This is a genomic window from Acinetobacter sp. AOR01_HL (assembly GCF_027855455.1).
Classification (GTDB): Bacteria; Pseudomonadota; Gammaproteobacteria; order Pseudomonadales; family Moraxellaceae; genus Acinetobacter; species Acinetobacter baumannii.
Map to the genome: position 1 here is coordinate 63035 of NZ_JAKTIM010000043.1, position 18958 is coordinate 81992.

An 18958-nucleotide genomic window follows, 5' to 3' on the forward strand; every position below is an offset into this window, starting at 1 on the left:
ATTCTGTCTAAATTTTCTTTGTCTATGACTTCTTCTTATCGTCAACAACTTCAAGCTAAAATTGATCGCATTACTACTCAATTTTCTGAATTTACACCGCCTACATTAGAAGTGTTTGAATCGCCTGAACAACATTTCCGTATGCGTGCTGAATTTCGTATCTGGCATACAGAAAATGATATGTTTTATGCCATGTTTGAACGTAATGACGATGGCAAGCAAAAAACCGTTGTACGCATAGATGAGTTTCCTATTGCAGATAAAAGCATTAATGACTTAATGCCACTTCTTTTAGCAGAACTTAAGGCCAACTCTTTACTTTCTCAGCGTTTATTTGAAGTTGACTTTCTCGCAACTTTAAGCGGAGAAATGTTAGTTACCTTGATTTATCACCGTAAGCTTAATCAGGAATGGGAACAAGCAGCTAAAGCACTTGCTGAAAAATTAAATATTAAAATTATGGGCCGTAGCCGCGGCCAGAAAATTGTTATTGGCGATGACTTTGTTGTAGAAGAATTTGAACTTTTAAACCGTTCATTTAAATACAAACAAATCGAAAGTAGCTTTACGCAGCCTAATGCACAAGTTTGCAAAAAAATGCTGCAATGGGCATGTGATGCAGCTGAAGGATCAAAAAAACACCTATTAGAACTTTATTGTGGTAATGGTAATTTCACGCTTCCACTCTCTTTAAAATTTGAAAGAGTACTTGCGACTGAACTTGCAAAATCATCAGTTTATGCGGCGCAGTGGAATATCGAACAGAACCAGATTGATAATATTCAAGTAGCTCGCCTATCGGCTGAAGAGTTCACTCAAGCCTATCAAGGTGAACGTGAATTCCGCCGTCTACAAGAAGCAGATATTGATATTCAAAGCTACGACTTCGATACGGTATTCGTTGATCCCCCACGCGCAGGAATTGACGATGAAACTTTAAAACTATTGCAGGGCTTTGAACGTATTATCTACATTTCATGCAACCCCGACACTTTATATGAAAATTTAAAAACGCTCACTCAAACTCATCGCGTTACTAAGTTTGCTTTATTTGATCAGTTCCCTTATACGCATCATGTAGAGTCTGGTGTCTTACTTGAGAAGATTTAAACAAAATTTTTCAATGTAACCCTATTTTATAAGGAGATTAAATATCTCCTTATTTTTCAAAGTCTTTTAATTAAGTATTTAAATTTAAAAAAAATATCAAGTCATCTATTCGTCATAATTTCGTTTAACTCGACCATTACTATCGAAAATTCTCTAGTTCAACTGGTGGATTTATCACATATAGAGTCTTGTATTTTAATTTATATTGGCTATATTTCGAGCTATGTTAGGTTGTATATGAAGGCTCTATGAGTTTTTGGCAAAAGCTGTTCTTGGCAGATCAACAGCATAACGAGCATAAAAACCAAACTGCTTGTGTTGAAAATGACTGCTCATGTAAAACTAATGAACAACTTCTAAGTGCGCTTGCGCAAGCGACTGATGAAGATGTCATTAAGGGAATCAAGAAAGTTCTTATTTCCCGTGGTTATAGCCGAAAAGAGTTAAATGAACTCACTCAAAAACCATCTATTCATTAATTAAAAAGCCAGTCTTGTACTGGCTTTTTTATATTTTACTTGGGTCTACAATCTGCCTGATCCACCCATCCAATAATAGGCCCCATATTAAATCTTTTATCATTTCGATTATTCTTGTGCAAATATAAACTAGAGATAGAACCGTCAAGGTATAGAGCTTGCTCGACTTCAAGATTTTTTTGGAAGAACTGAGCAAAACTATAGAAATTCACTCTATTTTTAGATATCACAAAATACAACTTATTATTTTTTATACCTACCCCATTACGTATTTTCTTTGAATCGCTATTTGCTAGGAATAAGGGATTTATTTTGCCATTAATCACTAATATAGGGCCGGACTGCGTAGCATAATCGGGTTGAAAAACTTTTGCTTTATATTGTTCAGTTGTCAATATAACGGCTTGTTTGTCATTCCATGCTAAAACTCCATTAGGCTGCAAAAAGAAGTTTCCCCAGCCTTTATCTTCATTTAAAGGCTGGTTCTCTCGTCCGTTTTCAATATATAGTCCTACTGGAGAAAAACCGGAATGGAACATGCCTCCATTCATCGCAAAAGTAAGCTGTTCACATGCTTTAAGTTGATATTGAATATTGTCGAAACTTTTATAATATTGATCAGTTTGCGGATTTTTCAGAAATAAGCGTAATTGTTCTAAATTAGAAATTTCAATTACTTCAAACTGATCATCAGTAGTATTTCTAATCTGTCGATACTCTAGTGCTAAAGCGGATTGTGTAAAGATTATGAAGTTCACGATACACAGTACTAGTATTTTCATTAATGCCAAACCTTAGATGTCATTTTATTTTCATAAAGACACTTTATTAAATAAAAATGTTTGAAGTGATATATACCCGAAAGTCGCTTATTCCACCTAATCAATACACTAGAACACAACTATATTCGTTATAATAGTCACAGCTTTGTATAAAAGTGATTAAACTTTATTGGATCAGCGTGAATATGCAACAAACAAATAAACGCTACCCTTTAGGGGCTCATCTTATTGTAAAACATCTCGGCTATAGCCATCATGGTATCTATGCTGGGAGAGGTCGAGTTATTCATTATTCAGGCCTCGCACATTTCATCAAAAAACGGCCCATTGAAATCACTTCCCTAGATGCCTTTTCGCATGGCAAGAAAATTCATGTACGTTCTTACGATGCACCACGCTACAGAGGAAAAGTTGTTGTACGACGTATGCGTTCACGTATGCATGAAAACCATTATCATTTGATTATTAATAATTGTGAGCATTTATGCAGTTGGGCGATTACTGGTATCGAAAGTAGTACTCAAGTTGAGCGTATGATGCATCGTTTAACCACCATTGGTTACGTGAGTTCAATCATGAGCTATATGAATGGCATGATGCTAACCGTAGCAACCACCTGCTTTGCTCTTGTTCTTTATATTAAAAAGAAATTACGTGATCAGGCAAAAATGAATATTCCGACTTATCAATTTCTAAGAGAAAAAGCCGAAAAAAGAAATATAGACCCAACCTCACCTTTAGTCTTTATAGAACCAGATAAAAAAGAAACTATCTAATTAAAAAAGTCCTCAAGTTGAGGACTTTTTTAGAAAACTTACAACTTATTTTTTAGCTGCACTAGCCGCAGTTGCTTCAGTTGTAATGTTTACAGTGATCTTATCACCCACGTTTGGTACATAGTTACCTAAACCAAAGTCAGAGCGATTGAACGAAGTTGTCGCGTTAAAACCAATCGCTGGAACTTTTGCCATTGGGTGCTCGCCTTGCTTATTTAAGACAGCATCAAGTACAACTGGCTTAGTGATACCTTTAACAGTCAAATCACCAGTAATTTTAAAATGTTTTTTATCTTTAGTTTCTACTTTCGTACTTTTGAAAGTAATGTTTGGGTATTTAGCCGCATTAAACCAAGCTTCTTCTTGGAACTCTTTATCTAAAGCAGGTACATTGGTATTCACACTGCTTAAAGGAATGGTCACATTTACAGATGAGTTTGCTGGTTTAGCATTGTCAACTTTAATTACACCTTGGATGTCCGAGAAGTTAGCACTTGGGGTTGAAAAACCGAAGTGATTCCACGAGAAAACAGTAGCTGTGTGTGTTGGATCAATTTTATAGTCCACTGGTGCAGCTAATGTAACTGTACTTGCCAATGCTACTGCTAAACCGAAGCTTAATGTTTTAAGATGCATTTTTCGTATCCTTTATTGATATAGTCGTTAGTGTATACATCAAGTAATTTAATTCACTATTCTTTATAAAACGATATGTTTCATCCATGCAACAATAAAAGCGTTACAGTTGTTATTCAAAAACCATATTATAAAGTATAGATATTCTTCTATTCGAAGCTTTCAGATTTATTAATTTTTACTACGATTTTATTGATAAATAACAAGGTAAAACATGGTTAACACTGCCCAAGCACAAAGTACTTCTACTCCTTATCGAGTAACGCTTACCGATCCTTCAGGCCATCAATGGTTTGCAGATGAACCCACCGATAAAGGTGGAAAAGATACAGCTCCAAATCCGGTTCAGCTTTTATTATCGGCTTTAGGAGCTTGCACTACAATTACACTAGAGATGTATGCAAATCACAAAGGCATCAAAATTGAGCATGTACAAGTTGATTTAGCATTAAATCCAAATGGTGATCCAGAAGCAGGTCAAAATAATATTGAGCGTAAAATTACTCTAAAAGGTGAATTTACTGAGGATCAGCATAAAAGATTATTAAAAGTTGCTGAAAACTGCCCTATTCATAAGCTTTTAACTTCTAATATTACGATCCAAACTGAACTTAACATTTAAATAGCCCATAAAAAAGCGCCCCAATCGGGACGCTTTTTATTCTGCTCAAAAGATTAAGCAGTTAACTCTTTTACCGCAGCAACTACAGCCTCAGTTGTAATACCGAAGAATTGGAACAAGTCTTTTGCTGGTGCTGACTCACCATAAGTTGTCATACCGATTACTTTGCCATCCAGACCAACAAACTTCCACCAGTAGTCAACGTGAGCAGCTTCTACAGCAACACGTGCACGAATATGAGCTGGTAATACTGCTTCACGATATGCAGCATCTTGTTTCATGAACTCTTCTGCACATGGCATAGAAACAACGCGAACACCTTCAAGTTGAGCATAAGCTTCCATTGCTAAAGAAACTTCTGAACCAGTAGCAATAATAATTGCTTTCAACTCACCTTTCTCTTGAGCAAGAACATAACCACCTTTTGCCGCATTCTGGATTTGCTCTTCAGTACGCGTTTGGAATGGTAAGTTTTGACGAGAGAAAATAAGTGCTGTAGGGCCATCTTTACGCTCTAAAGCAGATTTCCACGCAATTGCTGTTTCTACAGTATCAGCAGGACGCCAAGTATTTAAGTTTGGTGTGCCACGTAAAGAAGCAATTTGTTCAATTGGTTGGTGTGTTGGACCATCTTCACCTAAACCGATTGAGTCATGTGTATACACATGAATCACGCGCTGTTTCATTAATGCAGACATACGTACCGCATTACGTGCATATTCCATAAACATTAAGAACGTTGCAACGTAAGGAATGAAGCCGCCATGCAATGCAACACCGTTAGCGATTGCAGTCATACCGAACTCACGTACACCATAATATACGTAGTTACCAGCCGGGTTTTCTTGAACGCCTTGGCAACCTTTCCAAAGTGTTAAGTTAGAACCTGCCAAGTCCGCAGAACCACCTAATAATTCAGGTAATAAAGGACCAAATGCTTGTAATGTGTTTTGGCTCGCTTTACGAGTTGCTACAGTTTCAGCTTTAGCATTTGTTTCACGAATAAATGCATCTGCTTGAGCTGAAAATTCTGCTGGTAAGTCACCGCTAATACGACGAAGTAACTCAGCTGCTTCCGTTGGATATTTTGCTTGGTATTGAGCAAATACTTCATTCCAAGCTGCTTCAGCTTCATTACCTTTTGCTTTAGCATCCCATGCAGCATATACATCAGCAGGAATAACAAATGCTTCTTCAGTCCAACCTAAAGCTTCACGAGTTAAGGTAATTTCATCTTTACCCAGCGGTGCACCGTGACAGTCTTCTTTACCTTGCTTGTTTGGAGAACCTAAGCCAATAATTGTTTTACAAATAATAATCGTTGGTTTTTGAGTTTCTGCTTTAGCTTCAACTGTTGCTTGACGAATCGCATCAGTATCGTGGCCATCTACACGAAGAACTTGCCAACCATAAGACTTGAAACGCTCTTCAGTGTCATCACTGAACCAGCCTTCTACTTCACCATCAATCGAAATGCCGTTGTCATCATAATAAGCAATCAATTTACCAAGCTGTAAAGTACCTGCTAAAGAACATACTTCATGAGAAATACCTTCCATTAAACAGCCATCACCTAAGAAACAATAGGTAAAGTGATCAACTACTTTTAAGTCATCTTTATTAAACTGAGCAGCTAAAGTTTTTTCTGCTAATGCAAAACCAACAGCGTTCGCAATACCTTGACCCAAAGGACCTGTCGTTGTTTCAATCCCTGGAGCGTAACCATATTCAGGATGACCAGGAGTTTTTGAGTGCAATTGACGGAATTGTTTTAAATCTTCAATTGAAAGATCATAACCTGTTAAATGAAGCAAAGCATATTGCAACATTGAACCATGGCCATTTGATAAAACAAAACGGTCACGGTTTGCCCATTGTGGATTATTTGGGTTGTGATTTAAAAACTCGCGCCAGACGACATCAGCAATATCTGCCATCCCCATTGGAGCACCCGGATGCCCTGAGTTTGCCTGTTGCACAGCATCCATTGCCAATACACGAATTGCGTTTGCAATACGACGTTCGTTTAAAGGGGTCGTCATAGATCAGAATCCAATTTTAATAGATTGATGAAAAGAAGAAGATGAATAACCATTCAATGCCGCTATATTGTCTTAAAAAAACGCCTAGGGGTAAACCCCAACACTGTATATTTCTTTATTTTTAACTATTTCTTGGTTACTCAAAAAACATTTAGATTCTTAAACTGTGTAAAACCATAGTATTTATACTTATTTCCATGCTCAACGATTGTAAGCTTCTTCCTCGTAATCAGCATATAGAAGTGTATTTATTTTCTTTATTTATAGCTTTTCACTTCATAGTCTAAATTTTGTTTATTAATATTTAACAAAATCAAATGTTTAAAATTTAAACATTTTATTAAAACTCTAATATAAAAATGATTAATTTTCATCTATCTATATCAATTTCCCTGATACACATATCAATTAAAACATAGTAAAAATGAAAGAAATTCATGCTTTTTAGTCAGTATGAACTGGTCCTCAAGCTCAAGTCGATGTAACATATTATGTCTTTTTGAAATAACCAAGATAGGACTTTCATGCGCGAGTACGCTGTTTTTACCTCGGAATCTGTAAGCGAAGGTCATCCCGATAAAATGGCCGACCAAATTAGCGACGCTATTTTGGATGCAATCTTAAAAGAAGACCCATACGCACGTGTTGCTTGTGAAACACTGGTAAAAACAGGCGCTGTTGTACTTGCAGGTGAAATCACAACAACTGCGAATATTGATGTAGAAGCTGTTGTTCGCCAAACTGTTAACGGTATCGGCTATCACCATTCAGATTTAGGCTTTGATGGTTCAACTTGTGCTGTAATCAACATGATTGGTAAACAATCACCAGAGATTGCACAAGGTGTAGACCGCCAAAAACCTGAAGACCAAGGTGCTGGAGACCAAGGTTTAATGTTTGGTTATGCAAGTCGTGAAACCGACGTGCTTATGCCAGCCCCTATTTCTTATGCTCACCGTTTAATGGAACGCCAAGCTGAACTTCGTCGTTCAGGTGCATTACCATGGTTACGTCCAGATGCAAAAAGTCAGGTAACTTTTGCTTATGAAAATGGCAAACCTGTACGTTTAGACGCAGTAGTACTTTCTACACAGCATGATCCTGAAATTACTCAAACTCAGCTTAAAGAAGCTGTAATTGAAGAAATTATTAAACCGATCATTCCTGCTGAAATGTTCCATGCAGCAACTAAATTCCACATTAACCCGACTGGTATGTTTGTTATCGGTGGGCCTGTGGGTGACTGTGGTTTAACTGGCCGTAAAATCATCGTTGATACTTATGGCGGTATGGCTCGTCACGGCGGTGGTGCATTCTCTGGTAAAGATCCATCTAAAGTAGACCGTTCAGCTGCGTATGCTGGTCGTTATGTAGCTAAAAATATTGTTGCTGCTGGTCTTGCGGACAAATGTGAAATTCAGGTGAGTTATGCAATTGGTGTTGCAGAGCCAACTTCTATTTCAATCAATACTTTTGGTACTGCAAAAGTTTCTGATGAGTTAATTATCCAGTTAGTACGTGAACATTTCGATTTACGTCCGTTTGGTATTACTCGCATGCTTAACTTAATTCAACCTATGTATAAACAAACAGCTGCTTACGGCCACTTTGGTCGTGAAGGTTCAGATACTGCATTTACATGGGAAAAAACCGATAAAGTTGAAGCACTTAAAGATGCCGCAGGCCTTTAAGCTGATTATATTAAAAGCCCGCTCTTCAGCGGGCTTTTTTATTATTTTTGTATTTGATTAAAATTAAACAACAGCCCCTTCAACATACATTATTTAAAGGCATGTAGTGAGTATTAAGCAATATTATTGTTTTGTGCTCTTATCACCTTCATTTAATACATCTAACAGAGTCGATTGCACAGGTGTATCTTGATGATTCTGGATATAAAGATGAACAACTTTGAATACGACAACAACTGCTAGACAAGCCATCACGCAAAACATCCATAGGCCATATGGACTACGAATATGGTGTGAACCGCAATATGGACATGATTTATCAGTTGATGCCACAACTTTGTCGCAACAAGCACAATGATATTGATATAGCATAGGTAACCCTCCTTCCCTCACTTCAACCGTTGTTGTTTTAATAGGTTTGCTACATTTTTAAATTTATACATCCTTTATATTTATCCTATGTGAAATGAAAAGATAATTCAATCTGAATGAACAATCCGTTCAAATTTCAAATATTTAATTTATACAAAGAGATAGACTAAATATTATTTTTTTAGCACTATTTTTCTTATTTTGATATTTTGTTGAATTTGTTAAAATAGAAATATATTTTATTTTCTAAGCGAATTTATGACACAGCTCATTAATAAAGGTGGCTTTCGTGAAAGAGCCAATAGAAGCCGAAAATATCAACAATCTGAAAACAAGCAAGTAGCTCTGCCTTCAAACAAGTATCAACCTCAAACTAAGCTCCAAGATAATCAAAACGAGATGATTCAAGCAAAAGCAGGTACTTCTGAAACTTCAGATGATTAACTGTTATAAATTAAAAAGGGCCTAAATCTTTTAGATTTAGGCCCTTTTTGTATAATAGATTAATTAATCTTTATTTTTATGCTCAATTTTCTTGTGGTCTGGAGTAACTTCTCTCGCTTCGCCATCAATAATACTAGAATCATGATATTGGCTACCACCACCTTGTTGATTCTGCATATCCTGCATTTGACGCATTAAATCTGCAAATGGGTTTTGACCAGCACCTGCACCACCCATGCCGCCCATCATTTTGTTCATCATGGCTTGCTGACGTTTTGCCAGTGTTCTCATTGCAATATTACGAAACGCAGTTTGTACGCCCGGAATAAGAATTAAGAGCGCTAATACATCCGATACCAAACCTGGCAACATTAATAAAAAACCAGCAAAAGCATAAGCTAATTTTTTAGTCACAGTCGGATCATTACCCAATTGTCCAGTCATCTGCATTTGTTGTAATTGCGGCATAATACCAGCCGTACTATTACGAATAAGCGTTAGACCAATAAAGAAAGCAATAATGAACCAGAAAAACACATACCATCCACTGATGAACTGTGCTACGCCAATCCATACGGCAATTTCAACAATCGCGCCCAGAACCACAATAAGAAGTAAATTCATGTAAAACTTTATCTATCTCAAAAAGAAAATTCATTGCAGTTGTTACTACTTAACTAAACTCATCCATTTTTCATTTGAAATCATGGATTAAATTTAGTTGCGAAGCTTAGACAATGTTTTTGTTGTAACCTAAAATCATAGCTAAACTAAGGTTCTGCAATACTATAAATAAGACTGATTCTAACTTAATAAAACAGTCATACTCTATTATTAATGAGTGCTATATCAACTTTATCAAGTGTTTTTTCTACAAGATTGCAATTTTTTCATGAATTGGCCGATGCTTTTATCTATTAGCAGCTTTTTTATAAAATTTAACTTACATTTTTGATATCTAATAATTGATCTACTCAAGTTACATTGATTAGCTAAACTTCAAATTCAATTTTATAAGTCTTATGAACATTAAAGCACTCTTACTTATAACAAGCGCTATTTTTATTTCAGCCTGCTCACCTTATATAGTGACTGCTAATCCAAATCACAGTGCTTCAAAATCTGATGACAAAGCAGAGAAAATTAAAAATTTATTTAACGAAGCACACACTACGGGTGTTTTAGTTATCCATCAAGGTCAAACTCAACAAAGCTATGGTAATGATCTTGCTCGTGCTTCGACCGAGTATGTACCTGCTTCGACCTTCAAAATGCTTAATGCTTTGATCGGCCTTGAGCACCATAAGGCAACCACCACAGAAGTATTTAAATGGGATGGGGAAAAAAGGCTATTCCCAGAATGGGAAAAGAACATGACCCTAGGCGATGCTATGAAAGCTTCCGCTATTCCGGTTTATCAAGATTTAGCTCGTCGTATTGGACTTGAACTCATGTCTAAGGAAGTGAAGCGTGTTGGTTATGGCAATGCAGATATAGGTACCCAAGTCGATAATTTTTGGCTGGTGGGTCCTTTAAAAATTACTCCTCAGCAAGAGGCACAATTTGCTTACAAGCTAGCTAATAAAACGCTTCCATTTAGCCAAAAAGTCCAAGATGAAGTGCAATCCATGCTATTCATAGAAGAAAAGAATGGAAATAAAATATACGCAAAAAGTGGTTGGGGATGGGATGTAAACCCACAAGTAGGCTGGTTAACTGGATGGGTTGTTCAGCCTCAAGGGAATATTGTAGCGTTCTCCCTTAACTTAGAAATGAAAAAAGGAATACCTAGCTCTGTTCGAAAAGAGATTACTTATAAAAGCTTAGAACAATTAGGTATTTTATAGAGTTAGTTTATAGCCCAGTTCACTTTTACCATTTTGATCTGGGCGATTGCTATTTTAAAAACTGATAATCTATCCATCCATTGGTTCAAATGGAGTATTCAAAATTAGTTGGTAAAAAGCAGCGTCAAGCCATTGCCCAAATTTAAAGCCCACTTGTTTAAAAGTACCAGCGTGGGTAAAGCCCATTTTCTCATGAAGGCCTATACTGGCTTGATTTGTCGCATCAATACAACCAATGAGCACATGAAGTTGAGCCTGTTGAGCTCGTTGAATTAACGCTTGCATTAAAACTTTACTTAGACCACAGCCGCGATGTTCATGATGAATATAGATACTATGCTCAACCGTATATTTATAAGCTGGAAACGCTCTAAATGTTCCCCAACTGGCAAATCCTAATAACTTACCTGACTCATCTACTACCCCAATGACAGGGAAACCATTTTCTCTTTTTACCGAAAACCATGTTTTCATTGAATCAAGTGAACGGGGAACATAGTCATACAATGCGGTAGAGTTAACAATCGCATCATTTAGAATTTCTAATATTGCTACCGCATGCTCTGCTTCATTACAATCAATTAAACGGAAATTAGAATCGAGGGAATAGTTCATAAAGATTCCTTAAGAGCGGGCACCAGTTGATTAGAAACGACTAAAATATAACGAGCAACTTGAGCTGAATGATTACTGTATATGACAGGTTGATCTAATTGCATTGCCAAGCAATCCCCTTGACCTAATGCATAAGAAGTTTCACCTAATTGAATTTCAATTTTCCCTTCAACGACCCAAAGCTGCTGCTGTACCACTCTAGAGCTTTCATTAGTTTCATAAGTAATTCGAGAATGAGGCGGAAATTCAATTTCAACAATCTGGAAGGGTAATTTTAAGTTCGGAGGTGAAACTGTACGGCGTATATAGCCAGTTTCCGGATCTCGCCACTCAGCTTGTTCATTCCGACGAATAAGCGGTTGAGATGATGAATTCCCTGCTTCATTCGTAAAAATTTGAGTTAAAGGTACTTCAAGACCATTTGCTAGTTTTTCAAGAACAACTGCCGTAGGACTCTTTTCTCCTCTTTCAATTAAAGAAATAGCTGAACGGCTAACTTGGCAACGGGCAGCTAACACATCTAAAGTATATCCACGTGCTAAACGCAGCTCTCGTATTCGATGTGCAATCCTTATATTGATATCATCCATTAAAGAAGCTCAATTCCACCATTATAGATAAGTATTCCATTAAAATAGAATTACATCAAATGATTTCAAACTCTTCCTTGTGAACATATGGAAAATTGGGTGGACAATATAAATCTTTAGGTTTAAAAACCGAAAAATAACCATTCATAGCAGCATTCTTTAAATTACTCATGCAGAACCGATTTGGCTATGTAACAATACCCTCTAAACTATTTAAGTAAGTCTTCACATGCCATTGATTATTGGAATTGATCCAGGTTCACGCTTAACAGGGTACGGAATCATTGAAAAAGATGGTAGTAAACTACGTTTTGTTGATGCCGGTACAATCCGAACGGAAACTCAAGAGATGCCAGAGCGTTTGAAGCGTATTTTTGCTGGTGTTGAGCGAATTGTGAAATTTCATGGTCCTACTGAAGCTGCGGTTGAGCAAGTCTTTATGGCACAGAACCCCGACTCTGCCTTAAAACTTGGTCAAGCCCGTGGAGCTGCTATAGCCGCTTTAGTGAATTTAGATTTACAAGTTGCAGAATACACTGCACGCCAGATTAAACAATCTGTAGTGGGATATGGTGCTGCCGATAAAGAACAAGTACAAATGATGGTAATGCGTTTACTTAACCTGACCATTAAACCTCAAGCCGATGCAGCCGATGCTCTTGCTGCTGCAATTTGTCATGCCCATGCTTCAGGAAGTATGAGCAAACTAACCGTCTTGAATGCTTTAGGTGGTATGGCTCGTGGACGAAGTCGCTCTAGTAGCCGTAGACGCTAAAGTTTTATTGATTTACTACTTGAGTAATTGCTTGATTCATCTCATAAGCTTGTAAACCGCGCATGCCTTGTTTGGCAAGTTGGTCACCTGCCTGAGCATGGAGAGTTACGATCTCATGTAGGGTAACTGCTTTGTGGAACTGGGCTTTTAAGCTTGCAATCATGCCCGCCAACACATCTCCCATTCCACCAGTTCCCATACCTGCATTACCTTGCGTACAAATATACAAGTTATCTTCTAAAATTAAGCTGCCTGCTCCTTTAAGCACCCACTGGCCTGCATATTTTTGCTGCAACGCATAAATCGCAGCAATTCTGTCATTTTCAATTTGCCAAGTAGAACAACCAAGTAATGTAGCGGCCTCCCCCGGATGAGGTGTTGCATAAATATGTAAACTCAATTTTTCAGGCTGCTTTGCGAGAAACCATAGGGCATCTGCATCTAATACAACTTCTAAATGTGAAGTCTGATTTAAATAATTAAACCACTGTTGATAGATTTGGTGTGCCCAGTCATCACGACCTAACCCCATTCCAAAACATACTGCATCCACCTGAGATAAAATTTCTTTAATACCGTTTTCATCGAAATCATTAATATCACGCAGCATAATATTAGGAGCTCGCGACAAAATAGCCTGATGATGGTTGCGATGACAAACTACCGTAACCTTGCCTGCCCCTGCATGAAAAGCAGCTTCAGCAGCCATAATGACGGCCCCACCCATTTGCTCATGTCCACCTATAACCAAAACATGCCCATAACTTCCTTTATGTCCAAAAGCCAAACGTTTAGGAAGTTTGATATGTGTTGGCGTCAAGTAAGCAAGAGGTTTCAGCTCTTGGTCTATTGGTATTAAATTAATTAAATGAATTTGTCCTGCATATTCTTTGCCTTGGCCTGTAAACAATCCTGCTTTAAGCCCTAAAACAGTAAATGTATGATCAGCCCGTATTGCACAAGGTAAGGTAGAGCCAGTATTTGCTTTTAAACCACTTGGTATATCAATCGAAATTTTTAGCCCTGCTTGCCCATTAAATTGTTGAATAGCATGTTGCCAATAACCGTTTAATTCACGGTTTAAACCAATCCCAAACAATGCATCAATATGACAATCAAATGTCCCGTTGATCTCAAAACCTTGGTGTATTTGAACATGATTTGCTTTAGCAAAATGGACAGCATGGTGTAAATCGGCTGACTCGCCCAACTCAGCCGCAAATATTTTAACCAGAAACCCAGCTTGTTTGAGATAGCTTGCTATAAAATAGCCATCACCAGCGTTATTACCCTGTCCGCACCAAACAGCAATATTCTTAAAATTTTGTTTTTGAAAAAGTACAATGAGTTGTTGAGTGATTGACCAAGCTGCTTGTTGCATTAAGCCTAATGATGAGTTTTGCGCAGCAAACCAACGTTGCTCCCATGCCTGGATATCTTGGCTATGGTAAACTACCGCCTGCATATTCTTATCCTCTTGCATTTTTCGGTTTATGACATCTTCCAACACATCACGCATTGCAGTGCAACAAATTGATCCACATGAATTAAAAGCATGGATCAAAGCTCAAGCATTAGACTTGGGTTTTGCTGATTGTGTCATTGCCAAACCAGATGCTCAAGAGCAAATGCCACGTTTTTTAGAATACCTTGAACGTGGTTATCATGCAGATATGACCTATTTAGAAGAAAATCTGGAGAAGCGAGCAGATCCAACTTTATTGGTACCAGGAACAAAAAGTATTATTTGCGTACGTATGAATTATTTGGTGGAATCGCCAAAACCACGATATGTACCCTTCGAACCAAACTCTGCGATTATTGCCCGTTATGCTCGTGGTCGTGATTACCATAAGGTGATGCGTGGCAGATTAAAAACGTTAGCCACACGTATCCGTGAAAAAGTGGGAGATTTTGAATCCCGCCCTTTTGCAGACTCGGCACCTATTTTTGAGAAATCATTAGCTGAAAGTGCTGGAATGGGCTGGACAGGTAAGCATACTTTACTCATTCATAAAAAGTCGGGTTCATTCTTTGTCTTAGGTGAACTATTTACATCACTCGACTTACCTTTTGATGAACCTGCTACTTCCCACTGTGGTTCTTGTAGTGCGTGTATTGATATTTGCCCAACACAAGCGATTGTCGAACCTTATATGTTAGATGCTAGACGCTGTATTGCTTATCTCACCATCGAATATAAAGGAATCATTGCAGAAGAATTACGTGCAGGCATTGGTAACCGGATATTTGGTTGTGATGACTGCCAATTAATTTGCCCGTGGAATAGTTTTGCTAAAACAGCGTCTATTCCCGATTTCAATCCTAGACATGGTTTAGATAATATTAGTCTGCTTGATATTTGGCAGTGGGACGAAGCTACTTTTTTAGCCAATACAGAAGGCAGCCCAATACGACGTACAGGTTATCAATCCTTCAAACGTAATATTGCTATCGGTTTAGGCAACGCACCGCACTCAAAAGAAATTGTAGATCAGCTAAACAAAGGCAAAAGTTTACATGACGAAATCGTCAATGTGCATATTGATTGGGCAATTGAACAGCAACTTAATCAACTTTAGCTATCAAATTAAAAAAATGATGTTTTTTGCCCTATAGCTTTAATACGAATTCTGTATGATTATGTACAGTGAATTAATGCCATCATCATGGATATGACAATGACTCTACGTAATGATTGGACTCGTGAAGAAATCCAAGCTCTATATGAACAACCTTTTTTGGATTTAGTTTTTAAGGCTCAACAAGTACACCGTGAGCACTTCACTGCCAATACAATTCAGGTCAGCACCCTTTTATCTATTAAAACGGGTAAATGTCCTGAAGATTGCAAATATTGCTCTCAATCTGCACATTACGATTCAAAATTAGAAGCAGAAAAACGTATTGCTGTTGAAAAAGTAATTAGCGAAGCAAAAGCTGCAAAAGATTCAGGTTCATCTCGTTTTTGTATGGGTGCTGCTTGGCGCAACCCTCATGAGCGCGATATGCCTTATGTTTTAGAAATGGTACGTGAAGTTAAAGCATTAGGTATGGAAACCTGTATGACTTTAGGTATGCTTAATCAATCACAAGCAGAACGCCTAAAAGATGCCGGTTTAGACTATTACAACCATAACCTTGATACTTCTCGCGAGTATTATTCCCACATCATCAGCACACGTACTTTTGATGACCGTTTGAATACTTTAGATTATGTACGTCAAGCTGGTATGAAAGTATGTAGTGGCGGTATTGTTGGTTTAGGTGAGAGCCGTGAAGATCGCATTGGCTTGTTACATGAGTTAGCAACCTTACCTATTCATCCAGAATCCGTGCCAATCAACATGCTTGTTCCAATTGAAGGTACACCATTAGCTGATGTTGAAAAACTAGATGTTATTGAATGGATTCGTACTATTGCGGTAGCACGTATCATTATGCCGCATAGTTATATTCGTTTATCTGCTGGTCGTGAATCTTTAAGTGACTCAGATCAAGCTTTAGCATTTATGGCGGGTGCAAATTCTCTGTTCTCTGGTGATAAATTACTTACGACGCCAAATGCAGGTGAAGGTAAAGACCAAGCGTTATTTAATAAATTAGGGTTAACAGCTGAAAAGCCAAAACCAACTGTTTCTGATTTATCAGTAGATGCGATGAGTGCTTAACCTCATCAAAATTGAAAAGCCCTGATCATTCAGGGCTTTTTTCATTTATACAGAAGTGACTAATATGCCATAAGTCGCGTTCAGAAAGGTTCCAACTCGAATAATATCCCTACCTGCCGCATGGGTAACCGATAATTCTTGGCTCAATACATCAAAGTGAAAAGATTCAAAAACATCTTGATGGTGTAAGAGCCAAGTCACTGTATCTGCTATATTATCATCCGCAATATAAGTTAAGGCTTTAAAGTCTTTACTCATAAATAACTCTTAAAAATAAATTTTATGAATTTTATATGAGTTCATTCTGCCTTAAAAGAAAATCTAAGCAGCCTTCGGATTCACTAATGAACGCCCCGACAATAAGCTTGTTAACGCTTTAGGTGAAAACTCTAAAGAAAGTACATGATTCTTTAAATTGATTGAGTGGCTACTAATCAATGGTAAAAGGCCCTCTTCTGTTTCTAAAACATACTCATCCGCAATGTTTAGAATACCTTCTAGATTTGTTGTGCTAGAGGCTAGATCGTGGCTAAAGACATCATAAATTGTTTGTAAATTAAACGTCGTGTTCTGTTCAGTAGGATGTTTGAGTAAATAGTCTTTTAAAAACAAGACTAATTTATGAGCAAAGAAAAAATAATTCGGTTTATACGTGTATTTCATGTTGTTCATGGAACCAAACTCCAGATGATCTTTTATTGAATTACAACTAAAACACTAGGAATTAAACCTTAAAATTTTCTTAAAAAAATAAATATATTTACACGATATATAAAAATTAATTTTAATAATAAAAATCAACCAGTTAATTTATCCAAAAATATATAATTTATATAAAATTACAATAAAAAAATCAATTCTTAAAAATTAAAAAACTTAAATGAAAATTATTATCAAATTAATTTAAATAAAATAATTTCATGATATTTTACCATATGGTATAAATTAAAATAAAAACCGCATTTATCAATAAAAAATAACCAATCAAAATACATAAAAATATAATGTTATTCTTGTTTTTTACTTGAAAGGTGCTATATTTCCACCGCATTACTTGATCAGAATAAAAGCACTGAAGAGTAATAAAGCGATATTTATTGAATATTCTGGGGATTTTATGAAAAAATTTATTTTTATTGTGGCTAGTTCTCTTTTTAATATTGCAGCAGCACAAGCAGCTGATGGTACGATCACTATTAATGGTTTAGTAACTGATAATACGTGTACGATTGATACTGGTGATAAAAATCTCACTGTAAATTTACCAACAGTATCATCTCAATCTTTGAAAAATGCGGGCGATGTTGCTGGTCGTACACCTTTTCAAATCAATTTAACGAATTGTGCTTCAGTTGGTAAAGTCGCGACTTATTTTGAACCAGGCGCAACAGTTGATTTTAATACTGGTCGACTATTGAACCAAGCTACCTCTGGTGCAGCTGCCAATGTCAACATCCAATTATTGGGTAGCAACAATGCAGTAATTCCTGTAATTGCGAAAGGTGCTTCTGGTGCACAAGATAACTCACAATGGGTAAATGTTTCTGCTGGAGGGAATGCCGATCTTAATTATTATGCTGAATATTATGCAACTGGAGCATCTACAGCAGGTACTGTAACGTCACAAGTGAAATACACGATTATTTATCAATAAATTAAAACCAGCTTCTATTTTTAAATAGAAGCTATATCTCATCTATTATTTATTATTGAGAATATGACTCATGCTTTTTCGTGGTCGTAAATTTTTTTGGGGAATGGCTTGTCTTCAAGCATTAATTGCTACTACAGGGCATGCCGAAATAGTACTTCATGGTACACGTGTAATCTATCCATCAGATGCTCGAGAAGTAAACTTACAACTCAGCAATAACGGTACAGCGCCTTCCTTGGTTCAAGCTTGGATTGATGATGGAAACGCTAAATCAACTCCCGATGAAGCGAATGTCCCTTTTATCATTACACCACCTATTTCAAGAGTAGAACCCTCTAAAGGGCAAACTTTACGAATTACTGCACTACCTAATGCTTCTCAATTAAACCAAAATAAAGAAAGTGTATTTTGGCTTAATGTATTAGATATACCACCAAGGCCGGAAGGTAACAAACAAGAAAATAATGAAGTATTAACCAATAATTTTCTTCAATTAGCGATACGTTCACGAATTAAGTTCTTTTATCGACCAGTAAGTCTAAAAGAAAATATTAATACATTAAGTGAAAAAATTCAGTGGGTAAAAAATGGTGAAAACTTGCTTATTAAAAACCCTACTCCCTTTTACATTACAATAAGCTCAATTTTTCAAGAAATAAATCATCAAAAAACAGATTTATTAAAACAGGGTTTAATGCTTTCTCCTTTTTCAGAAGATCAAATAAAACTTAAAAATAGCAATATAACAAATATGAGCTTTGTTTATATAAATGATTATGGTGGAAGAATTGAACAAGTAATAAGGTTCTAAGCTTACCTACTTTTTAATTTAAACACCTACACATGAACAGG

22 protein-coding genes are annotated in these 18958 nt (G+C 36.8%); 12 read left to right on the forward strand and 10 right to left on the reverse strand.

Annotation, left to right across the window (positions count from 1 at the left end; all coding sequences use genetic code 11):
- The first annotated feature begins 24 nt into the window (after positions 1-24).
- Positions 25-1110 carry a tRNA (uridine(54)-C5)-methyltransferase TrmA gene (trmA, locus tag MKL62_RS13755; protein ID WP_000204680.1) on the forward strand — a complete coding sequence of 362 codons (1086 nt, stop codon included), beginning with the start codon at positions 25-27 and terminating at the stop codon, positions 1108-1110.
- A 248-nt stretch (positions 1111-1358) separates the two neighbouring features.
- On the forward strand, positions 1359-1589 hold the full coding sequence (locus MKL62_RS13760; protein WP_000011679.1) for a hypothetical protein: 231 nt from the start codon (positions 1359-1361) through the stop codon (positions 1587-1589).
- A gap of 35 nt (positions 1590-1624) precedes the next feature.
- Here MKL62_RS13760 and MKL62_RS13765 read toward each other — a convergent pair whose 3' ends face one another.
- Entirely contained in the window at positions 1625-2371 is a 747-nt protein-coding gene (locus tag MKL62_RS13765) for a phosphodiester glycosidase family protein (RefSeq protein WP_000699306.1), read from the reverse strand.
- A gap of 185 nt (positions 2372-2556) precedes the next feature.
- Here MKL62_RS13765 and MKL62_RS13770 point away from each other — a divergent pair, with 185 nt between their 5' ends.
- Complete coding sequence (locus MKL62_RS13770) at positions 2557-3147, forward strand: lecithin retinol acyltransferase family protein (RefSeq protein WP_001187976.1); 591 nt, start codon at positions 2557-2559, stop codon at positions 3145-3147.
- A 45-nt stretch (positions 3148-3192) separates the two neighbouring features.
- Here MKL62_RS13770 and MKL62_RS13775 read toward each other — a convergent pair whose 3' ends face one another.
- Positions 3193-3783 carry a YceI family protein gene (locus MKL62_RS13775; RefSeq protein WP_000550331.1) on the reverse strand — a complete coding sequence of 197 codons (591 nt, stop codon included), beginning with the start codon at positions 3781-3783 and terminating at the stop codon, positions 3193-3195.
- A gap of 214 nt (positions 3784-3997) precedes the next feature.
- On the opposite strand from MKL62_RS13775, the gene MKL62_RS13780 reads away from it, so the two are divergent.
- Positions 3998-4405 carry an OsmC family protein gene (locus MKL62_RS13780; protein WP_000248282.1) on the forward strand — a complete coding sequence of 136 codons (408 nt, stop codon included), beginning with the start codon at positions 3998-4000 and terminating at the stop codon, positions 4403-4405.
- 53 nt (positions 4406-4458) lie between these two features.
- Here MKL62_RS13780 and tkt read toward each other — a convergent pair whose 3' ends face one another.
- Positions 4459-6447, reverse strand: a complete 1989-nt coding sequence (gene tkt / locus MKL62_RS13785; protein WP_005128808.1) for a transketolase — start codon at positions 6445-6447, stop codon at positions 4459-4461.
- 524 nt (positions 6448-6971) lie between these two features.
- On the opposite strand from tkt, the gene metK reads away from it, so the two are divergent.
- Positions 6972-8138, forward strand: a complete 1167-nt coding sequence (gene metK / locus MKL62_RS13790; RefSeq protein WP_001209544.1) for a methionine adenosyltransferase — start codon at positions 6972-6974, stop codon at positions 8136-8138.
- 123 nt (positions 8139-8261) lie between these two features.
- On the opposite strand, the gene MKL62_RS13795 is transcribed toward metK, so the two are convergent.
- Positions 8262-8510: a hypothetical protein gene (locus MKL62_RS13795; protein ID WP_000966850.1), complete on the reverse strand. Its 249-nt coding sequence runs from the start codon at positions 8508-8510 to the stop codon at positions 8262-8264.
- Positions 8511-8768: 258 nt separating this feature from the next.
- Between MKL62_RS13795 and MKL62_RS13800 the strand changes: the two genes are divergently transcribed.
- On the forward strand, positions 8769-8954 hold the full coding sequence (locus MKL62_RS13800) for a hypothetical protein (protein WP_000192620.1): 186 nt from the start codon (positions 8769-8771) through the stop codon (positions 8952-8954).
- A gap of 63 nt (positions 8955-9017) precedes the next feature.
- Here the strand turns inward: MKL62_RS13800 and MKL62_RS13805 are convergent, their stop codons facing one another.
- Entirely contained in the window at positions 9018-9578 is a 561-nt protein-coding gene (locus MKL62_RS13805; RefSeq protein WP_001050729.1) for an FxsA family protein, read from the reverse strand.
- 398 nt (positions 9579-9976) lie between these two features.
- On the opposite strand from MKL62_RS13805, the gene MKL62_RS13810 reads away from it, so the two are divergent.
- Positions 9977-10801 (forward strand): OXA-51 family carbapenem-hydrolyzing class D beta-lactamase OXA-69, encoded by an 825-nt coding sequence (locus MKL62_RS13810; protein ID WP_001021779.1) that lies wholly within the window; start codon positions 9977-9979, stop codon positions 10799-10801.
- Positions 10802-10870: 69 nt separating this feature from the next.
- Here the strand turns inward: MKL62_RS13810 and MKL62_RS13815 are convergent, their stop codons facing one another.
- Entirely contained in the window at positions 10871-11416 is a 546-nt protein-coding gene (locus MKL62_RS13815) for a GNAT family N-acetyltransferase (protein WP_005128809.1), read from the reverse strand.
- Positions 11413-12006 carry a helix-turn-helix domain-containing protein gene (locus MKL62_RS13820; RefSeq protein ID WP_005128810.1) on the reverse strand — a complete coding sequence of 198 codons (594 nt, stop codon included), beginning with the start codon at positions 12004-12006 and terminating at the stop codon, positions 11413-11415. The genes MKL62_RS13815 and MKL62_RS13820 overlap by 4 nt, the downstream gene beginning before the upstream one ends.
- 229 nt (positions 12007-12235) lie before the next feature.
- On the opposite strand from MKL62_RS13820, the gene ruvC reads away from it, so the two are divergent.
- Positions 12236-12781 (forward strand): crossover junction endodeoxyribonuclease RuvC, encoded by a 546-nt coding sequence (gene ruvC / locus MKL62_RS13825; protein WP_001128330.1) that lies wholly within the window; start codon positions 12236-12238, stop codon positions 12779-12781.
- A 4-nt stretch (positions 12782-12785) separates the two neighbouring features.
- Here the strand turns inward: ruvC and MKL62_RS13830 are convergent, their stop codons facing one another.
- Positions 12786-14246 (reverse strand): NAD(P)H-hydrate dehydratase, encoded by a 1461-nt coding sequence (locus MKL62_RS13830; RefSeq protein ID WP_005128812.1) that lies wholly within the window; start codon positions 14244-14246, stop codon positions 12786-12788.
- Between the two features lie 28 nt (positions 14247-14274).
- Here MKL62_RS13830 and queG point away from each other — a divergent pair, with 28 nt between their 5' ends.
- Positions 14275-15363, forward strand: coding sequence for a tRNA epoxyqueuosine(34) reductase QueG (gene queG, locus MKL62_RS13835; protein WP_000204461.1), 1089 nt, complete (start codon positions 14275-14277; stop codon positions 15361-15363).
- A gap of 99 nt (positions 15364-15462) precedes the next feature.
- Positions 15463-16452: a biotin synthase BioB gene (bioB, locus tag MKL62_RS13840; RefSeq protein WP_000175360.1), complete on the forward strand. Its 990-nt coding sequence runs from the start codon at positions 15463-15465 to the stop codon at positions 16450-16452.
- Between the two features lie 45 nt (positions 16453-16497).
- Here the strand turns inward: bioB and MKL62_RS13845 are convergent, their stop codons facing one another.
- Both MKL62_RS13845 and MKL62_RS13850 read right to left on the reverse strand, forming a co-directional pair.
- Positions 16498-16710, reverse strand: a complete 213-nt coding sequence (locus tag MKL62_RS13845; RefSeq protein WP_000030991.1) for a hypothetical protein — start codon at positions 16708-16710, stop codon at positions 16498-16500.
- 63 nt (positions 16711-16773) lie between these two features.
- Positions 16774-17124, reverse strand: a complete 351-nt coding sequence (locus tag MKL62_RS13850) for a hypothetical protein (protein ID WP_001061891.1) — start codon at positions 17122-17124, stop codon at positions 16774-16776.
- 445 nt (positions 17125-17569) lie between these two features.
- Between MKL62_RS13850 and MKL62_RS13855 the strand changes: the two genes are divergently transcribed.
- Together MKL62_RS13855 and MKL62_RS13860 are read left to right on the forward strand one after the other, a co-directional pair.
- On the forward strand, positions 17570-18106 hold the full coding sequence (locus MKL62_RS13855; protein WP_000713430.1) for a fimbrial protein: 537 nt from the start codon (positions 17570-17572) through the stop codon (positions 18104-18106).
- A 70-nt stretch (positions 18107-18176) separates the two neighbouring features.
- A complete protein-coding gene (locus MKL62_RS13860) occupies positions 18177-18917 on the forward strand; it encodes a fimbrial biogenesis chaperone (RefSeq protein ID WP_000898897.1) in 741 nt (246 codons plus the stop codon).
- The last annotated feature ends 41 nt before the right edge of the window (positions 18918-18958 follow it).